This is a genomic window from Methylorubrum zatmanii, assembly GCF_014845115.1.
Classification (GTDB): Bacteria; Pseudomonadota; Alphaproteobacteria; order Rhizobiales; family Beijerinckiaceae; genus Methylobacterium; species Methylobacterium zatmanii.
Genome location: NZ_NKUI01000062.1, coordinates 1 through 16,411 on the forward strand (window position 1 = coordinate 1; position 16,411 = coordinate 16,411).

The 16,411-nt window shown below is 68.2% G+C and carries 14 protein-coding genes; all 14 read right to left on the reverse strand.

What is annotated here, in order from left to right; genetic code table 11:
* Positions 1-484: HPP family protein (locus tag MZTS_RS08665; protein ID WP_192283263.1), on the reverse strand; the 484-nt coding region annotated here is incomplete at its 3' end.
* Between the two features lie 373 nt (positions 485-857).
* A complete protein-coding gene (locus MZTS_RS08670; protein WP_192283264.1) occupies positions 858-2,057 on the reverse strand; it encodes a DUF2252 family protein in 1,200 nt (399 codons plus the stop codon).
* A 192-nt stretch (positions 2,058-2,249) separates the two neighbouring features.
* Positions 2,250-4,484, reverse strand: a complete 2,235-nt coding sequence (locus MZTS_RS08675) for a PAS domain S-box protein (protein WP_192283293.1) — start codon at positions 4,482-4,484, stop codon at positions 2,250-2,252.
* Positions 4,485-4,794: 310 nt separating this feature from the next.
* On the reverse strand, positions 4,795-5,097 hold the full coding sequence (locus MZTS_RS08680; RefSeq protein WP_009863442.1) for a cytochrome C oxidase subunit IV family protein: 303 nt from the start codon (positions 5,095-5,097) through the stop codon (positions 4,795-4,797).
* Positions 5,094-5,783, reverse strand: a complete 690-nt coding sequence (locus tag MZTS_RS08685) for a cytochrome c oxidase subunit 3 (protein WP_192283265.1) — start codon at positions 5,781-5,783, stop codon at positions 5,094-5,096. The genes MZTS_RS08680 and MZTS_RS08685 overlap by 4 nt, the downstream gene beginning before the upstream one ends.
* Positions 5,780-7,474: a cytochrome c oxidase subunit I gene (ctaD, locus tag MZTS_RS08690; RefSeq protein WP_192283266.1), complete on the reverse strand. Its 1,695-nt coding sequence runs from the start codon at positions 7,472-7,474 to the stop codon at positions 5,780-5,782. Before ctaD ends, MZTS_RS08685 begins: the two co-directional genes overlap by 4 nt.
* Positions 7,475-7,508: 34 nt before the next feature.
* Positions 7,509-8,597 carry a cytochrome c oxidase subunit II gene (coxB, locus tag MZTS_RS08695; protein WP_009865462.1) on the reverse strand — a complete coding sequence of 363 codons (1,089 nt, stop codon included), beginning with the start codon at positions 8,595-8,597 and terminating at the stop codon, positions 7,509-7,511.
* Positions 8,597-9,118 carry a hypothetical protein gene (locus MZTS_RS08700; RefSeq protein WP_192283267.1) on the reverse strand — a complete coding sequence of 174 codons (522 nt, stop codon included), beginning with the start codon at positions 9,116-9,118 and terminating at the stop codon, positions 8,597-8,599. Before MZTS_RS08700 ends, coxB begins: the two co-directional genes overlap by 1 nt.
* A complete protein-coding gene (locus MZTS_RS08705; RefSeq protein WP_192283269.1) occupies positions 9,111-10,067 on the reverse strand; it encodes a hypothetical protein in 957 nt (318 codons plus the stop codon). The genes MZTS_RS08700 and MZTS_RS08705 overlap by 8 nt, the downstream gene beginning before the upstream one ends.
* Entirely contained in the window at positions 10,064-10,591 is a 528-nt protein-coding gene (locus tag MZTS_RS08710) for a c-type cytochrome (protein ID WP_192283271.1), read from the reverse strand. The genes MZTS_RS08705 and MZTS_RS08710 overlap by 4 nt, the downstream gene beginning before the upstream one ends.
* Positions 10,588-11,106, reverse strand: a complete 519-nt coding sequence (locus tag MZTS_RS08715) for a DUF3341 domain-containing protein (RefSeq protein WP_009866497.1) — start codon at positions 11,104-11,106, stop codon at positions 10,588-10,590. Before MZTS_RS08715 ends, MZTS_RS08710 begins: the two co-directional genes overlap by 4 nt.
* Positions 11,103-12,485, reverse strand: a complete 1,383-nt coding sequence (gene nrfD / locus MZTS_RS08720) for an NrfD/PsrC family molybdoenzyme membrane anchor subunit (RefSeq protein ID WP_009866496.1) — start codon at positions 12,483-12,485, stop codon at positions 11,103-11,105. Before nrfD ends, MZTS_RS08715 begins: the two co-directional genes overlap by 4 nt.
* Positions 12,482-15,292: a 4Fe-4S dicluster domain-containing protein gene (locus MZTS_RS08725; RefSeq protein ID WP_192283273.1), complete on the reverse strand. Its 2,811-nt coding sequence runs from the start codon at positions 15,290-15,292 to the stop codon at positions 12,482-12,484. The genes nrfD and MZTS_RS08725 overlap by 4 nt, the downstream gene beginning before the upstream one ends.
* Positions 15,280-15,939: a cytochrome c3 family protein gene (locus tag MZTS_RS08730; RefSeq protein ID WP_009866127.1), complete on the reverse strand. Its 660-nt coding sequence runs from the start codon at positions 15,937-15,939 to the stop codon at positions 15,280-15,282. The genes MZTS_RS08725 and MZTS_RS08730 overlap by 13 nt, the downstream gene beginning before the upstream one ends.
* Positions 15,940-16,411 lie beyond the last annotated feature (472 nt).

The window sequence follows — 16,411 nt, forward strand, 5'->3', positions numbered from 1 at the left end:
CGGGCCATCCATAAAGGGGGAACAGAAAGCCCGCCGAGGTGACGGCGGGGCCGCCGATGAGGGCCGTCAGGGCCGCAGCGCCGCCAGGCGGATGAAGACATCGCGTGAGCGACATCGCGGCAATCGCGAGGGAAACACCGACACCGATGGCGATGACCGGGTCGGGGATGAGGTGGGCGGCGAGCACACCCATGAAGGCAGAGATGGTGTTACCGCCGATGACCGACCATGGCTGCGCCAGCGGGCTTGCGGGCACGGCAAAGATCAGCACGGCCGAGGCGCCCATCGGCGCGACGATCAGGGGGATGTGCGGCCCTTCCCCGAAGAACCAGCCGCAGATCAGGCCGGTCAGCGTGATTCCGGCGAGCGCCCCCACACAAGCAATCATGCGATCCCGCAGGGTCGCACCTGCGAGGATCGGCTTGAACAAACGGAATTTGGGCAGCCCTTCCGTTCGTTGATCCGTCCCGGCTGTGTCGGACATCCTCGCACGCTCCCCGCTTGCGCGAACCCTCGCAGGCGCTGCCCGCCTTGCGGGCGGATCGAGCGCCTGTCGGCACGATGCGCTGGTATACCAGATACAAGTTACGGAAAGCCGCCGGAAATGCAACGTGTCTGAGCAGGATGCCTGCCGCTCAAGCATTGCCGAGCCGCAGCCGAAGATCGATCCTCCAGATTAAGACGACACTGCCGCCTTATGAGGCACTCAGCTCGCGGATACGGGTGGCGCGGTCCTCATCGGTCCAGGCGGTGTTTCGAGCGCGCGGCCATCCCGACGATCAACCCGGCGCATATTCATCCTACCCGCCCCGAGCGGCTTCAGGAGAGCGTCTCGGCGGACGGATGAGGCGGACCTCTCAGGCCGCCTCCGCGTCGGCGTAGGAGCGGCAATGCTGCAGGTAGCCGACCTCGTGTCGGCCCGCGAGTTCGACCACGCTCGACCAGAGCCAGGACGGCGCGCCGTCATCGCTGCCGCGCATCGTCGTCTTGCGCCACTCTGCGCGGACGGCCGGCTCCATCTGCCGACCATGCGCCCTGCCGACGACGTGGGCGAGATAACGAGCCGCCTGCACCGCCTCCTCGCGGGAGAACTGATCGACGTCGAGCTTGAGATCCTGCGGCAGCAACTCGCGCACGACGACCGGCTTGCCGAGGAGCTGCACCGGCAGCATCCGCTCCCCGAGATTCGGCGAGAGCGCTCGCGCTCCGGCGACCACCCGCTCGGCCGGATCATCCGGCATCTTCGCCCCCGGCGCCGGAGGCGCCGCCGCCACGACCGCTTCCTTCAGATCGACCAGGGCGAACCGGCGCTTTTCCTCGTCCCCGTCGATGCGCACCAGGGCCGCATAGCGCAGGAAGCCGAGGGAGCTGCATCCCTTCATCCAGTACGCGGCATCGAGCAGGCGCATCCTCGCTTCGCCGCCGCGCCCGTTGAGGGCGAGCACGAGCTCGCGCACGCCATTCCGCCGGAAGAGATCGTCGAGGGCGGCGCGCTCCTCCGCGTCGAGCGCCCAGAAGCGCCGCCCCAGCGGGATCGACGGCTCGACATCCTTCAGGCGTTCGCGGGCCAGATGCTTCCAGTGCCGGCCGAGCGCCAGGCGCCGGACCGTGCGCACCGCATCCGGCTCCGGCGGGGTCTCGTTGCCGTCCGGCTCGACCAGCCCACCCGCATAGCCCCGCACCATCTCCTCGAGCATGCGCGACGTCACGACGCCGGGCAGGTTGGAACCGCGCGCCGCGCTGGCCAGCGACAGGCCGAGCCGGACGAGATCGTGGGCCGGATTGCCGATCACGGTCTGATCGAGGTCGCGGATCTGGATTTTCACATTCCCGTCCGCGTCGGCGAGCGGGCCGAGATTGCCGAGATGGCAATCGCCACAGATCCAGACGGCAGGCCCCTCCGGCAGGGTGCCGCGGGGCAAGCCGTCGAGCCACTCATAGAATTTCAGGGTGTTGCCGCGGACATAGGCATGGGCCGATTTGGCCATCTTGAGCGTGCGCTGCCGCTCCAGCACCCGTTCCCGTCCAGCCCGGCTCACCGTCTCAACTCCAGCCATCCGAACCACTCTGACTTTGTTTCGACGCCAACGCGGGCCCAGCTTGGCAGCGGGCCGGCTGCCCTACCAACGCGCGACGCCGCCGAGCCGACGCGCGGCCTAACGTCTCCGGTGTGGATTAAATGGTCCCTCGGAACGTAATCGTGCCGCCGATCCGGCGTTCGGGAGCGAGCGGGTTCCGGGTCGCCCCTGTCACGCGACCGCCACCTCACCGGGCTCCTGCATGGAGGCGAGCGAGGCTTCCAAGCGGCAGATCAGACCGGTGGGCGCATAGAGAAGTTCGACCTCGCCGCCGACCTCGGCCGCGAAGCTGCGCTCGATCAGGCGCGAACCGAAGCCGCGTCGCGCGGGTTGCGTCAGGATCGGCGGACCGCCCTGCTCGGACCATGTCAGGCAGAACCGGGAGGCCCCGCCCTCGTGCACCACGTGCCAGCGCAGATCGATGGAGCCGGTCTCGTTCGAGAGGGCCCCGTACTTGGCCGCATTGGTGGCGAGTTCGTGCAGGGCGAGCGCCAGCGCGAGGGCCGGCTTGGCCGCCAGGAGCACGGACGGCCCGCAGACACGGATGCGGGTCGCCGCGACGCGGTGCACGGCGAGGGCGCCTTCGACGACATCCGCGATGGGCGCCTCCGTCCAGCTCGACCGGGTGAGGATGTCGTGCGCGCGGCCCAGCGAGATCAGTCGCGCGGAGAACGCCTCCTGGGCCGCCTCCGGATCGGCGGCGTTGCGGAAGGTCTGGCTGGCGATGGCCTGGACCAGGGCGAGGGTGTTCTTGACCCGGTGCTGCAATTCGCCGGTGAGCAGGCGCTGATGCTCCTCCGCCTGCCTGCGGTCATGGATATCGCTGTTGCTCCCGAGCCAGCCGACGACCGTGCCGCCGGCATCGCGCACGGGCTCGGCACGGATCAGGAACCAGCGATAGGCGCCGTCGTGACGCCGCAGGCGGGCCTCGGTGTCGTAGAGGGCCTCGCTCAGCCGCGCGGCCTCCCAGGTCTGAAGCAAGCCGGACGCATCGTCGGGATGGATCGCCTCGCTCCAGCCCATCGGCAACGATTGCTCCGGGGTCAGGCCGGTATAGGCGTACCAGCGGTCGTTGAGATAGCTGACGCTGCCGTCGGGATCACCGAACCAGATCATGGCGGGCGCGAGCTCGGTGAGCGTCTTGAAGCGCTGCTCGGCGACCTTGCGCTTGTGGATGTCGATGGAGGTGCCGATCCAGCTCCTGATGACTCCTGCCTCGTCGCGGACGGGCTGCGCCCGCGACAGGAACCAGCGATACTGCCCATCGGCGCGGCGTAGCGGAAACTCGGCCTCGTAGAGCTGCCCGCTCTTCGCCGCAGCGAGCCATGTCTCGCGAGTCGCCGCCCGATGATCGGGATGGATCACCTTCATCCAGCTCGCCTCGCCGGATTCGCCATCGGCGAGGCCGGTATAATCGTACCAATAGGCGTTGCAGTAGGTCACGTTCCCCGCCGCGTCGCCGAACCAGACCACCTGTGGACTGACCTCCACGAGGGAGCGATAGCGCAGCTCGCTCGCCTGCAGGGCGGCTTCCGCCGCCCGCCGCTCGGTGCGGTCGCACAGGATTCGCAGGAATCCCACGAGCGTCCCATCCTCAGCCTTGAGCGGCGTCACCTCACCGGAGGCCCAGAAGCGGCTGCCGTCCCGGCGCAGGCGCCACCCCTCGCTCGGAGCACAGCCCTGCTCCCTCGCCAGCGCGATTTCGGCCTCCGGCCCGCCGGCCGACCGGTCCTCCGGGGTGAAGAGCGCTTCGACAGTCCGTCCCAGCATCTCGGACTCGCTCCAGCCCAGGATGCGCTCGGCCCCGGTGTTCCAGCGAGTGACGCGGCCCTGCGGGTCCATGGCCAGGATGGCGTAATCGGTGGCGCTGTCGAGGATGCGCTCGTGCAGCAGGCGCTGCTCCGCCTGCTCGCGCAGGGCGCGGCGCAGCTCCATCTGCGCCATGGTCTGGCGGGCGAGGCGGACCAGCCCCTTGCGCTGACGCTCGGTCAGGTCATGCGGCTTGGTGTCGAGCACGCAGACCGTGCCGACGGGATGACCCTCGGCGGTTTTGAGGAGGGCGCCGGCATAGAAGCGCAGGCCGGGCTCACCGGTGACGAGGGGGTTGCCGGCAAAGCGCGGGTCGCTGGCAGCATCGGGGATGTAAAGGAAATCCTCTTCGAGGATGGCATGGCGGCAAAACGACGTATCGAGCGGCGTCTCGCGCACGCCGAGTCCCACTTCGGCCTTGAAGAACTGGCGCCCGTCCCCGACCAGGTTGACCACCGCAATCGGGGTCTCGCACAACTCCGCCGCCGCTTCGGCAATTTCGTCGAAATCCTGCTCGCGGGGCGTATCGAGCAGCCGATAGCCATCCAGGGCACGAAGGCGCGCGGACTCTCTCTCCCTCGTCTCGGCGCAATCCATCGTGCAGTCAGGCGTGAGATGTCCGGCTGGCTCCACCGGATGGTGGTCCCATAAAGCTGAGTTAGGCTGAGCCGTCCCATTTGCCTAGACGACGCTTTATCGGGACTGTGGGTCCGCGCACTCGTGTGGCTGGAATGGCAAGATTGCACACATCATGCGCGGGCCGTGGCTGGAGTGCGACACGCGGACAATCCGGTCCGCTGCCTCTACCAAAACCGGTCGATCCCTTCGGGATGGCGGATTGGGGCTTCGCTTAGGCGCCGCGCGGACTTGCCGATACGGACCCCGCTCCGATCAAGCGGATTCCGTATCAGATATTGGCGATCCGGCTCAGCGTGTCGGTGAGTGTCAGCGCGAACAGGATCGCCAGCCAGAACACGCCGCAGGCGGCGGCCAGCCGCACGAGGGTATCGGCCCGGTCGAGGCGCATGAACAGCAGGGCCACGAGGCCGGCCTGGGTCGTGGCGATGCCGAAGACGAGCGCGGAGGCCCAGGGCGCCGGCGCGAGAGTGGCCGAGAGCAGGCTCAGCCCCAGCAGGGCGAGCAGCGAGGCCCAGACGATGAGACCGCGCAGCCAGATGGCACGGGTGGACTTCGCTGGCCCCGCGCTCATCCGCTGCGTCCGTCGAGGTAGAGCATCGGATAGAGAAAGATCCAGATCATGTCGACGAAACCCCAGTAGAGCATCGCCACCTCGACCTGCGGGCTCTCGAACAGGAAGCCCGGCGCGCGCCATTCCTTCCAGATCAGGCGCAGGACGAGGCCGATGCCGATGGAGAGATGGACCGCGTGGAGGGCGGTCGAGAGCCAGTAGAAGCCGAAGAAGAGCTGCGTCGCCGGCCGCTCGAGGGCGAAATGGGCGCCGGGAACGAGGTTCTTCTCGAAATCCTCGTGATATTCCAGCCCCTTCACCACCATGAAGGCGAGGCCGAGCAGGACGGTGATGGTGAGACACCACAGGGTCAGGCGGCGCAAACCCTCCCGTTCGGCGGCTTGCGAAGCGATGGCCGCGAACAGGCCGCTGGTGAGGAGCAGGACGGTGTTGAGGGTGCCGTAGACGATGTTGGTCTCGCGCGCCGCAGCGGCGAAATCCGCCGCGTGCTCCAGCCGCATCGCGGTGTAGAGCAGGAAGAGCGCGCCGAAGAACAGAACCTCGCTGGCGATGAAGATCCAGATGCCGAAGGTGGCGCCCGCCCGCTGATACGCGAAGGCCGGGGGGCCCTGGAGACCGAGTTCGTCCCAGGGCTCGCGCAGGTGGCGCTCAGCCGTCCGCGCGAGCGTGTCGCCGCCCGCGCTCACGTCAGTGCCCCCTGCTCGGAGATGCGCCGGTCTTCCGCCGGAGGCGAGGCCTCCGGGTGGTAGTCGTAAGGGCGGGCGATGACCTGCGGGTGGCCGAAGAAGTTCTGGCGCGGCGGCGGCGAGGTAGTGCGCCATTCGAGCCCGGACGCGTTCCACGGGTCGTTCACGGCCCGGCTGCCGAAGAACAGCGACCATGTGAGGTAGCCGAGCGGCATCAGGTAGGCCACGGCGAGCACCGCCGCGCCGGAGGAGGAGAGCACGTTCCAGACCTGAAATTCCGGCGGATAGACATGGTAACGGCGCGGCATGCCGAGATAGCCGGCGATGAATTGCGGGAAGAAGGTCAGGTTGAAGCCGAAGAACATCAGAATCGCGGCAAACCGCGCCCAGGATTCCGGGTACATCCGCCCCGTGACCTTCGGCCACCAGAAATGCAGGCCGGCGAAGTAGGCCGACACGGAGGCGCCGACCATGATGTAGTGGAAATGGGCGACGACGAAGTAGGTGTCCTGCACATGCACGTCGATCGGCACCGAGGCCAGGAACAGCCCGGTCAGGCCGCCCATGGTGAACAGGCCGAGGAAGCCGAGGGCATAGAGCATCGGCGACTCGAAGCCGATCTGGCCGCGATAGAGCGTGGCGGTCCAGTTGAACACCTTGATGGCGGAGGGCACCGCCACGATGAAGGAGAGGAAGGAGAACACCAGGGCGGCGAGCGGCGACATCCCTGAGGTGAACATATGGTGGCCCCAGGTGAAGAAGCCGATCACCGCGATCGCCACCAGGGCGTAGACCATGAAGGAATAGCCGAAGATGCGACGCCGGGCGTAACAGGTGATGACCTCCGAGATCACGCCCATGGCCGGCAGGATCATGATGTAGACGGCTGGGTGTGAGTAGAACCAGAACAGGTGCTGGAACAGGATCGGGTCGCCGCCCCTCGCCGGATCGAAGATCGGCAGGTCGAAGGTCCGCTCGGCGATGACGAGCAGCAGGGTCAGGGCGAGGACGGGCGTGGCGAGCACGAAGATCAGGCTGGTCGTGTACATCGACCACACGAAGAGCGGCAGGCGAAACCACGTCATCCCCGGCGCCCGCAGGTAATGCACCGTGGCGATGAAGTTCACGCCGGTGGCGATGGTCGAGAAGCCGGAAACGAAGACGCCGAGGACGGCGAGCGTCACGAAGGTGTTCGAGAACACGGTCGAGTAGGGGACATAGAAGGTCCAGCCGGTGTCGATGCCGCCCGCCAGCACCGCGGCCAGCGTCAGCAGGCCGCCGGCCATGTTGAGGTACCAGGAGATCAGGTTGAGCTTCGGGAAGGCGAGATCCCGCGCCCCGATCATCAGAGGCAGCAGGAAGTTCCCCATCGTCGTCGGTATCGACGGGATCAGGAAGAACCACACCATGACGATGCCGTGGAGCGAGAACAGCTTGTTGTAGGTATCGGCCCCGACGAGATCGCCCTGCGGCGTGAACAGCTCCAGCCGCACCAGGGTGGCAGCCGCCCCGCCCACGAAGAAGAAGAAGGTGATCGACAGCGCGTAGAGGATCGCGATGCGCTTGTGATCGGTGGTGAACAGCCACGACGCGACCGTGCGTCCCTCGGCGAGGTAGCTGACCGGCAGGCCCAGATCCAACTCGCGGGGATTAGCGAGGGAGGAGGCATCGGAGGAGGCGCCGCTGCTCATCGGGGGAGTCTCCTGAAATGGAAAGGCAGGCGCATCACGGCTGAGCCCGTCCCGAGCCCGGCGCGCCGGGCACCATGGCGGGGCTGCGCAGGGTCTGGTTCGGCTGAGCGTCCTGCGGCGTCTCCCCCGGCGCGCAGATGTTCTGCGCCGGCGACAGGTTGAGGGAGCCGATCAGGTCGAACCGGTCGGTGCCGTGGCGGATATAGGTGACGAGGCTCTGGATCTCGCCGTCCGACAGCTTGCCCTCGTAGCTCGGCATGATCGGCTCGTAGCCGGCCACCACATCCCGTTCGGGCTGGAGGATCGAGTCGCGGATATAGGCTTCGTCGACGGTGGCGGTGCGGCCGCCTTCGAGGGGCACCGATTGCCCCCAGATCCCGGCGAGCGAGGGAGCGTGCACCTTCGAGCCGGCATTGTGGCAGCCTGAGCAGCCGCGCTCGGAGAACAGCCGCTCGCCGAGTTCGGCGAGCCCGTCGCGCTCCGGCTGCTTGGTGAGCCAGAGCGCGTAATCCTGCGGCTCCATCACGATGACCCGGCCGAGCATGCGCGAATGGTCGGTGCCGCAATACTCGGTGCAGAGCAGGTGATAGGTGCCGATCTTGGTGGCCTCGAACCACGCCTCGGTCTGCTGGTAGGGCAGGGCGTCGCGCTTGAGCCGGAAGGCCGGAACGTAGAACGAGTGGATCACATCCTGCGAGGTCAGGAGCAGGCGCACCGGCGCGCCGACGGGCACGTGCAGCTCGTTGATCTCCCGCGCACCGCTGGGACCTTGCGTCTTCCACATCCACTGCTTGCCGACGACGTGGATCTCGATGGCGTTCTTCGGCGGCGAATAGGCGGTGATCTCGATCGAGGTCGCCCACCAGAAGATGAAGACGAACACGAACAGCGTCGCGGCGGTCCAGCCGATCTCGAATTCCCGCGAGACGATGTTGGGCAACTCGCCGCGCTTGGCCGGCGAGCCGCGGCGGAACCGGATCGAGAAGGTCACGACCAGCCCGACGACGAGCAATACGATGGCGGAGGAGATCAGGAGGAGACCGATGAAGATCGCGTCGACCTTCGCCGCCTGAACCGAGGCCGCTTCCGGCCGCAGGAAGGAGGGGATCAGGGATTCGAACATCAGGGCGTCGCCTTGTCCGGCTCCGCCTGGGCCGGCCGGTGCACGGCGCCGGGCCCCGCACCGGGAGAGAGCACGCTGCTCGACGCGCCGCCGCGACTGCCCAGGGCCGGAACCCGCTCCGGCTGGAGCGGCGCCGCGTAGGCCGCCTCGCCGCGCTGGCTCAGGCGCCGCATCGCCTCTTCGATCGGCATGCGGGCAATTCCCTTCTCGCGATCGATCCAGGCATAGCCGGCGAGGCGGGCACGCTGTTCCTTGAGCATCGCCTTGAGGTCGGCCTCCGGGTTCTGCTGCAGCCGGGGTGCCGGGAAGGTGCGAGCTTCCTGAACCAGGGGACCGAGTCCTTGTCGGTGGTAATAGAAGCGGATGCCGCCGAGCGTGGCGGCGGTGAACACGACGATGAACAGCCCGGTCAGCAGCACCGGCTTCAGCCGGATATCGGGCGGCTCGGTTCCGGGCGGAGCGTGACCGACGACATCGTCGTGCGTTCCCGCATGGAGCTGTCCGGGCGCTGTCTCAGGCATGGCGAGGCCTTTCCGCGCGCCGGGCGAAGCGCCGGGAGAGGGCCATCGAGACGACGACCAGCGCCACGAGGCCGGCCACCGCGAAAGCCGCGGCGGGGCCCGCGCCTGCGCCGTATGCCGGCAGCGTGTACCATGCGAGCCGCCCGGCAAGGCCGATGAGGACGAGCAGGCCGACCGACCGCAGCAGGGCCGGGCTCCGGCGCACGCCCGCGAACAGCAACGCCAGGAAGGGCAGGACGCCGCCGAGGATCAGGGAGCCGACGAGGATCGCTCCCCAGGGGGCCTCGCCGCGCTTCAGGTACCACGTCGCCTTGGGCGGGAGGTCGCCGTACCACGCGACGATGTAGGACATCCATTCGATGTAGATCACGCCCAGGAGGGCCGTGAGCATCAGCCCGGCGAGGTCCGATGCGCCCCGCGCATCGAGGCTCAGCGGGCTCGCCAGAGCCGCGAAAGCGAGCGCCGCGAGGATCTGGTCGAGGGCGATGCCGGCAGCGAAGGCGGAGGAGTTGAAGCCCGGCTCGACGGAGAGGATCCAATCCACGGAGACGAGGCTGATCGTGATGCCGTAGAAGGTCAGCCCGAGCCCGGCCACGAGATTGGTGCAGCGTCCGCTCAAGCAGAGCAGCGCGAGCACCGACCAGCCGAGGAGAGTGACGGCGGCGCGCAGGAGGAACAGCGTCGGGTCGAGATAGAGGCGCAGCACGTCCGGCTTGGCGCCGGCGCCGGAGGCCCAGGGATAGGCGGCGTCGAGGCCGAGGGCGATACCGAGGAAGGTCAGCGCGACCAGGGGCACCAGGGCGGTCGCCGGCCGAAGCGCGGGCGCGAGCACCTCACCCCAGCGGCCGCCGGTCACGACATGGATCATCGTCAGCACGAGGGCGCCGACCGGCACCATGCTCCAGACGATCCAGGCGACGAGCCATCCGCGTGCGAGGGCGTCACTCACGGCAATTTCTCCGCGAGGTCCGGCATCTCGGCCACCCGTGCGCCCTGCGACAGCTGCAGCGCACGGATATAGGCGGCGATGGCCCAGCGGTCGCGCGGTTCGACTCGCGCGGCATAGGGATACATCACGCCGTAGCCCCGTGTGATGACGTCGACGAAATACGAGGCCGGGGCCGCCCGCAGCCGGTCCTCGTGATAGGAGGGCGGCGCCGGGAACCCCCGTTGCACCACCATGCCGTCGCCGTGGCCGGTGTAGCCGTGGCAGGGCGTGCAGATCGCCTCGTAGCGCTGCCGCCCGCGCTCCATCAGCGCCGCATCCACCGGCGGCGGCTCGCGCAGGGCCGCCTCGCGGGCGAGCGCGCCGATTTCGACGGTGCCCTCCGGCGGACGGCGCGCCTCGGCGCGGTCGGGGAAGAGCGGCGCCTTGCCATAGACCTCGTAGCGCCCCTGCACGCGCATGGATTGGTCCTCGCAGGCGCCGAGGAGCGCGAGGAGGGGCAAGGCGAGGGCGAGGAGAGGCCTCATGGATGCATCTCCGCCACGAGCAGGGCACCGCACCGCTCCAGGCTCTCGCGCAGGGCCGTGGCGTCTGCATCCTTCGGCGCGACCAGGAGCAGGAAGCGGTCCTGGCTCGCGCGCTCGAATTGCGGGATCGCGAAGAGCGGATGATGCAGGCGCGGCAGGCCGCAGGCCCAGAACAGCGCGACGAGGCCGGCGATGGCGGCGACCAGAACGCCGAACTCGAACGGCACCAGCAGGAAGACCGGCCAGGAATGCAGCGGGCGCCCGCCCGAATTCAGCGGATAGCCGACGACCGACGAATACCATTGGAGGGCGTACATCGCCGCCGCCGCGCCGAAGCCGGCCACAGCCATCACCGGCCGCACGGGATTGCGCGGCGGCGCGAAAGCCTCGGTCAGGTCGGGCACGGGGAAGGGCGTGTAGGCGTCGAGCGCCCTGTGACCATCGGCATTGGCGATCCGCATCGCCCGCACCAGCGCCTCCGGCGTGTCGAACTCGGCGAGCAAGGGCGCGCTCATGCGACTTTCCCCTTCGCCGCACCCTCGTCATGGGCGATCTGGCTGACCTCGTGGATCGAGACGATGGGGAAGATCCGCGCCAGCACGAGGAAGCCGAAGGCGAACAGCCCGAGGGGCGCCAGCAGGATCACCACGTCGTAGAGGCTGACGTGATAGCTGCGCCAGAGGCTGACGGCGTAGCCGTGCGAGAGCGTGTTCCAGACGATCAGGATGCGCTCCAACCACATGCCGAGGTTGATCACGACCGAGATGATCGCAAGCGCCCAGAGGTTGAGGCGGATGCGGGAGAACCACAAAGCCTGCGGCACGAGGCAATTGCAGAATAACAGGCTGTAATAGAGCCAGCGGTAATCGCCGGTGAAGAAGAAGGCGATTACCGAGCGGTCGGCATGCTCGCCGCCATACCATCCCATGAACCATTCGGTGGCGTAGGAGACGGTCATGACGAGGCTGGCGAACAGCATCACCTTCGCCATCGCATCGAAATGAGCGGGGGTGATCACTGCCTGGAGCTTCAGGCCCCAGCGGATGATGATCGCCAGCACCACCACCATGGCGAAGCCGGAATACATCGCGCCGACCACGAAATAGGGCGGGAAGATCGATTCCTGCCAGCCGGGCATCAGGCTCGCGGCGAAGTCGAGGCCGACGATGGAATGCACCGAGCAGACCAGCGGCACGGCGAGCGCCGCCATGGTCTTGTGGAAGGTTTCGTAGAGAGCCCAATGCCGGGCCGAGCCGCGCCAGCCGAAGGCGAGCGCCCCGTAGACACGCTGTCCGAACCGCGTCTGGGCCCGGTCGCGCAGGGTAGCGAGGTCGGGCAGCAAGCCGGTGAACCAGAAGATCAGCGAGAACAGCAGGTAGCTGAGGATCGCCCAGAAATCCCACACCAGCGCCGAGCGCCATTGCGGCCAGAGATCCATGGTGTTCGGGTAGGGCGCGAGCCAATAGGCGTAAAGCGGCCGTCCGAGATGGATGATCGGGAAGATGCCGGCGATGGCGGCGGCGAACAGCGTCATCGCCTCGGCGAAGCGGTTGATCGAAGCCCGCCAGTGCTGGCGCGTCAGCAGCAGCATCGAGGAGATCAGGGTGCCGGCATTGCCGATGCCGATCCACCAGACGTAGTTGGCGATGGAGAAGCCCCAGACCACCGTGGTGTTGACGCCCGACAGGCCGATGCCGACGGTGAGCACTGCGCCGATGGCACCGAACGTCAGCAGCACGAAGGGCAGCACGCCGAGGAAGGCGATCACCCAGGCCCGGCCGGGCCCACGCTTCTGGATCGGGTCGGCGATGGCAGCGCAGATCTCGGCATAGCCGAGGCGCTCGCGGGCGATCCACCGATGCGGCTGGCGATGTGCGTCGGCGGCCCCGCTCACGCGTGATCCTCCTTGAGGTCCGGATGCGGGTCGCGCAGGTTCGCGAGATAGGTCGTGCGCGGCCGCGTGTTCAGTTCCTCCAGCAGAGCGTAATGGCGCGGATCCTTGCGCAGCTCGGCGACGGCATTGCCCGGCTTGGCGAGATCGCCGAAGCGGATTGCCTGGGTCGGGCAGGCGGATTGGCAGGCAGTGACGACCGCACCCATCTCCCGCCCGTCGCGCTCGGCGGCCTCCCGCTCGCCGGCGATGCGCTGGATGCAGTAGGTGCACTTCTCCATCACGCCGCGGGCGCGCACCGTGACGTTCGGGTTGCGCTGCGCACGCACCGATTCCGCACCGAGATTGGCGTAGGACTGGCCGTCGGCGTAGCCGAAGAAGTTGAAGCGGCGGACCTTGTAGGGGCAGTTCGCCTCGCAGAAGCGGGTGCCGACGCAGCGATTATAGACCTGAAGGTTGAGCCCCTCGCCGTCATGGACCGAGGCCGCCACGGGACAAACCGGCTCGCACGGCGCGTGCTCGCAATGCATGCAGGGAACCGGCTGGAAGCCGGCCCGCGGCGCCTCGGAGCCTCCCGCGTCGTAGAGGTCGACGCGCAGCCAATGCATCATCCGGCCGCGGGCGATCTCCTCGGGCCCGACCACCGGCACATTGTTCTCGGACTGGCAGGAGAGGACACAGGCATTGCAGCCGATGCAGGCATGGGTGTCGATCACCATCGCCCAGGCATGGCCGTCGGCGTCGCCCTTCCAGGGGGAGAGCAGGGTCGGCTGGTCGTCACCGATGCCCCTGGGCTCGGCTCGGGCCAAGGCCGCGAGATCGATCTGGCGGAACAGCTTCTCGGTCTCGCCCTCGATCTCGACGTCATTCTGCGTCCGCAGGATCGTCTCGGTCTTGCCGGTTCGGCCAAGCTCGACGCCGGTCAGCAGAAACGGCGATCCTTGCGTCGAAAGCCCGTAGGCGTCGGCACCGATGCCGTTGCCGATTGCCCCAGCCCGCTGACGTCCATAGCCGAGGGTCAGCAGGCCGACGCCCTCGGCGATGCCGGATTCGATCACGACCGGCACCTCGACGGCGCGGCCACCGACACTGGCGCGCACCACGTCGCCGGCCTCGATCCCGCGCCGTCCGGCCTCCTTGCGGGACAGGGCCAGCGCGTTGCCCCAGACCTGTTTCGAGATCGGCTTCGGGCATTCCTGAAGCCAGGCATTGTTGGCAAAGCGCCCGTCCCAGAGGCAGGGGTCGGGCCGCAGCTCGACGGTCAAACCCTCCTGGCGGCGGATCTCCGGCAGGACGGGCAATCGCGGCTCGCCGGGATCGACGAAGGGCGCGGCACTGCCCTCGATCACGCCGTCATGCAGGCTCCTGCGCCACCACCCCTCGAAATCGCCACCGCCCCGATCCTTCCATGTCTCCCGGACGAGGGCATGGCCCGCCGTCGTCGTCCGCCCCGCAAAGAGCGGAAGGATCTCGTGCAGGGAGCGCCCGTCGTAGAGCGGTCGCAGCAGCGGCTGAACCACGCTTGCGGTGCCGTCGGTGGCGCGCAGATCCGACCAGCTCTCCAATTCGTGTGTCAGCGGCAGATGCCAGTGGGTCGCGCCGGCGGTCTCGTCGCCGTGCAGGCCGGCATGGACGCTGAAGCGTGCCCGCTCGATACGCCGGGCCAGATCGAGGTCGGCGGGCGCGCTCGCCACCGGATCGGAGCCGAGAATGGCGAGGCAGGTCACCGAGCCTCGGTCGAGGGCTCCCGCGAGGTCGGCGAGGCTCGCCGGGGTTCGGCCCTCGATCCGGTCGGGCGGTGCGATGTAATCGACGGGCGCTCGGAGGCGGGCATTGATCCAATGGGCGAGGGCGTGCGCTTCCGGTGAGAGGGCGGGCCCGGCCAGGACCAGCGCTCTGCCCTCATGCGCCTTGAGATCGTCGGCGGCCGCGCGCGCGAAGCGGCGGGCCTCCTCCGGCAGCTCGGGCGCGGACAGCCCGGGGCCGAGGGCGTTGGCGATGGCCGCCAGGAGGGTGGGCTGGTCGAAGGGATGCAGGGCGCGGCGCGCATCCGCCTTGATCCCGGTGAGCGTCAGCGCCGCCTCGGCGACGTAGAGGCGGCCGAACCTGGCCGGATCGCCGCGTCTCTCGCTGAAGGCCCGGGCGAGCCGGATCTGGTCCGGACCCGGCCCGAGCGGGTCGGCGCCGACACAGAGAATCGTTTCCGCCCGGTCGAGCCGGGGCAGGGCGCGAAGGGGACGGCCGAAGGCGAGCTCGGCCCCGCGCGCGGCGTTCCCCTCGTCGATTGGCTCGTGGACGTGCCAGACCGCCTCTGGCAGGGCGCGCAGCAGGGCATCGATCTGGCGGGCCAGGGTCGGCGAGGTGACGCGGCCGGTGACGAGGTGCAGACCGCGCCCGCCTGCCCCCCGCACCGATGCGAGCGGAGCGCTCAGTGCGCGCTCGAACATGTCCCAGGAGGCGATGCCGTTCACCCGCTCGGTCACCGTCCGCGAGCGGTCGGGATCGTAGAGGTCCAGGATCGCGGCCTCCGCGAACACGTCCGTCGCGCCCAGGCTCGCCGGATGCAGCGGGTTGCCCTCGATCTTGATCGGCCGTCCATCGACGGCGATGGCCTGAACGCCCCGGGCAAAGCCGCTCAGCGACAGGGTCGTGGCGTAGCGAACCGGCACGCCGGGCAGGAGCTGCTCGGGCGCGCGGACATAGGGCACGATCTCCTCGACCGGCTTGGAGCAGCCGCCGGCGGCGAGCGTGATACCGGCGCCCAGCAGGCGCAGGGCCTCGCGGCGGGAGGGCGGGATCAGCGGTGGCATATCGAGCACTCGCTCAGCCGCTCGGGCGACTTGATGTGACGCTCCTGAACGAAGCGGGCGCCGATCGCCGCCTGATCGGCCGGCGGCTTCCAGGTCATGTCGAACACCGCCTCGTGCGGGCGCAGATGGGGCGCGGGGTCGCGGTGGCAATCGAGGCACCAGCCCATGGTGAGCGGAACGGTCTGCCGCATCAGCTTCATGGTCTGAACCTCGCCATGGCAGGTCGAGCAGCCGACGCCCTTGGCTACGTGCACCGAGTGATTGAAGTAGACATAGGCCGGCAGGTTGTGGACGCGGTTCCACCGAAGCGGGCGCCCCTCGGCGAGGCTTTGGCGCACCGGCGCCAGCATCGGCGCGTTGGTCCATTCCTGGGAATGGCAGCTCATGCAGGTCTCGGTCGGCGGAATGCCGGCGAAGGCGGCCTTCTCGACCGAGGTGTGGCAGTAGCGGCAATCGAGTCCGAGACCGCCGACATGGTGCTCGTGGCTGAACGGCACCGGCTGCTCACGGGTCACGTCCTGCGCCGTTGCGTAGGGCGAACGCCACACCGCATAGGCCAATCCGACCGCCAGGACCGGCGCGGCCCCGAGAGAGGCGAGAACGACGCGAGCGACCGTATCCGCTCCCGGGTGAAAGATCTGCACCATCCCGCGCGAGACACCTTCCGTCCGCCCACTTTCCCATCGTTATAGGTCGAAGCTGGCCGAGTCCTATCCGCCGAACAAGAAAATCTGCGAATTTTTCTCGAATACAACTGAGATAGTACAGAATAATTATAGGTATCTGCAATAAAATACCGAGAAACATCGCGCGATTGCCGGCAATCACGAATGTTTCTGCGGCGTGAAAACACAAACGTCTGCACGCCCTTCCGTTCCGACCCCGATGCGCATCGCTGCGCTGCCCGCCTCGTCACCCTTTCGGCACAGATCCGGTCCGTCTGCCCTCAAGCCGATAGCGGCCCGAAAATACCTCTACGGGCAGCAACCTCGGACGCGGAAGAAAGATCAATCGCGGCCGTAACAGACCTCACCGCCGGCAGGACGGCGCTCTGAGGCGCCGACCCGGCGGCCCTCCGGCCGGTCTGCCAGACGGCGGCGGTAACCTTTCGGTAAACAA

Excerpts from the sequence above, each read along its gene's own strand:
- MZTS_RS08670 (WP_192283264.1), bottom strand. The coding sequence starts at position 2,057 with ATGGCTGGAGTTGAGACGGTGAGCCGGGCTGGACGGGAACGGGTGCTG.
- MZTS_RS08675 (WP_192283293.1), bottom strand. The coding sequence starts at position 4,484 with ATGGATTGCGCCGAGACGAGGGAGAGAGAGTCCGCGCGCCTTCGTGCC.
- MZTS_RS08680 (WP_009863442.1), bottom strand. The coding sequence starts at position 5,097 with ATGAGCGCGGGGCCAGCGAAGTCCACCCGTGCCATCTGGCTGCGCGGT.
- ctaD (WP_192283266.1), bottom strand. The coding sequence starts at position 7,474 with ATGAGCAGCGGCGCCTCCTCCGATGCCTCCTCCCTCGCTAATCCCCGC.
- coxB (WP_009865462.1), bottom strand. The coding sequence starts at position 8,597 with ATGTTCGAATCCCTGATCCCCTCCTTCCTGCGGCCGGAAGCGGCCTCG.
- MZTS_RS08700 (WP_192283267.1), bottom strand. The coding sequence starts at position 9,118 with ATGCCTGAGACAGCGCCCGGACAGCTCCATGCGGGAACGCACGACGAT.
- MZTS_RS08710 (WP_192283271.1), bottom strand. The coding sequence starts at position 10,591 with ATGAGGCCTCTCCTCGCCCTCGCCTTGCCCCTCCTCGCGCTCCTCGGC.
- MZTS_RS08715 (WP_009866497.1), bottom strand. The coding sequence starts at position 11,106 with ATGAGCGCGCCCTTGCTCGCCGAGTTCGACACGCCGGAGGCGCTGGTG.
- MZTS_RS08725 (WP_192283273.1), bottom strand. The coding sequence starts at position 15,292 with ATGCCACCGCTGATCCCGCCCTCCCGCCGCGAGGCCCTGCGCCTGCTG.
- MZTS_RS08730 (WP_009866127.1), bottom strand. The coding sequence starts at position 15,939 with ATGGTGCAGATCTTTCACCCGGGAGCGGATACGGTCGCTCGCGTCGTT.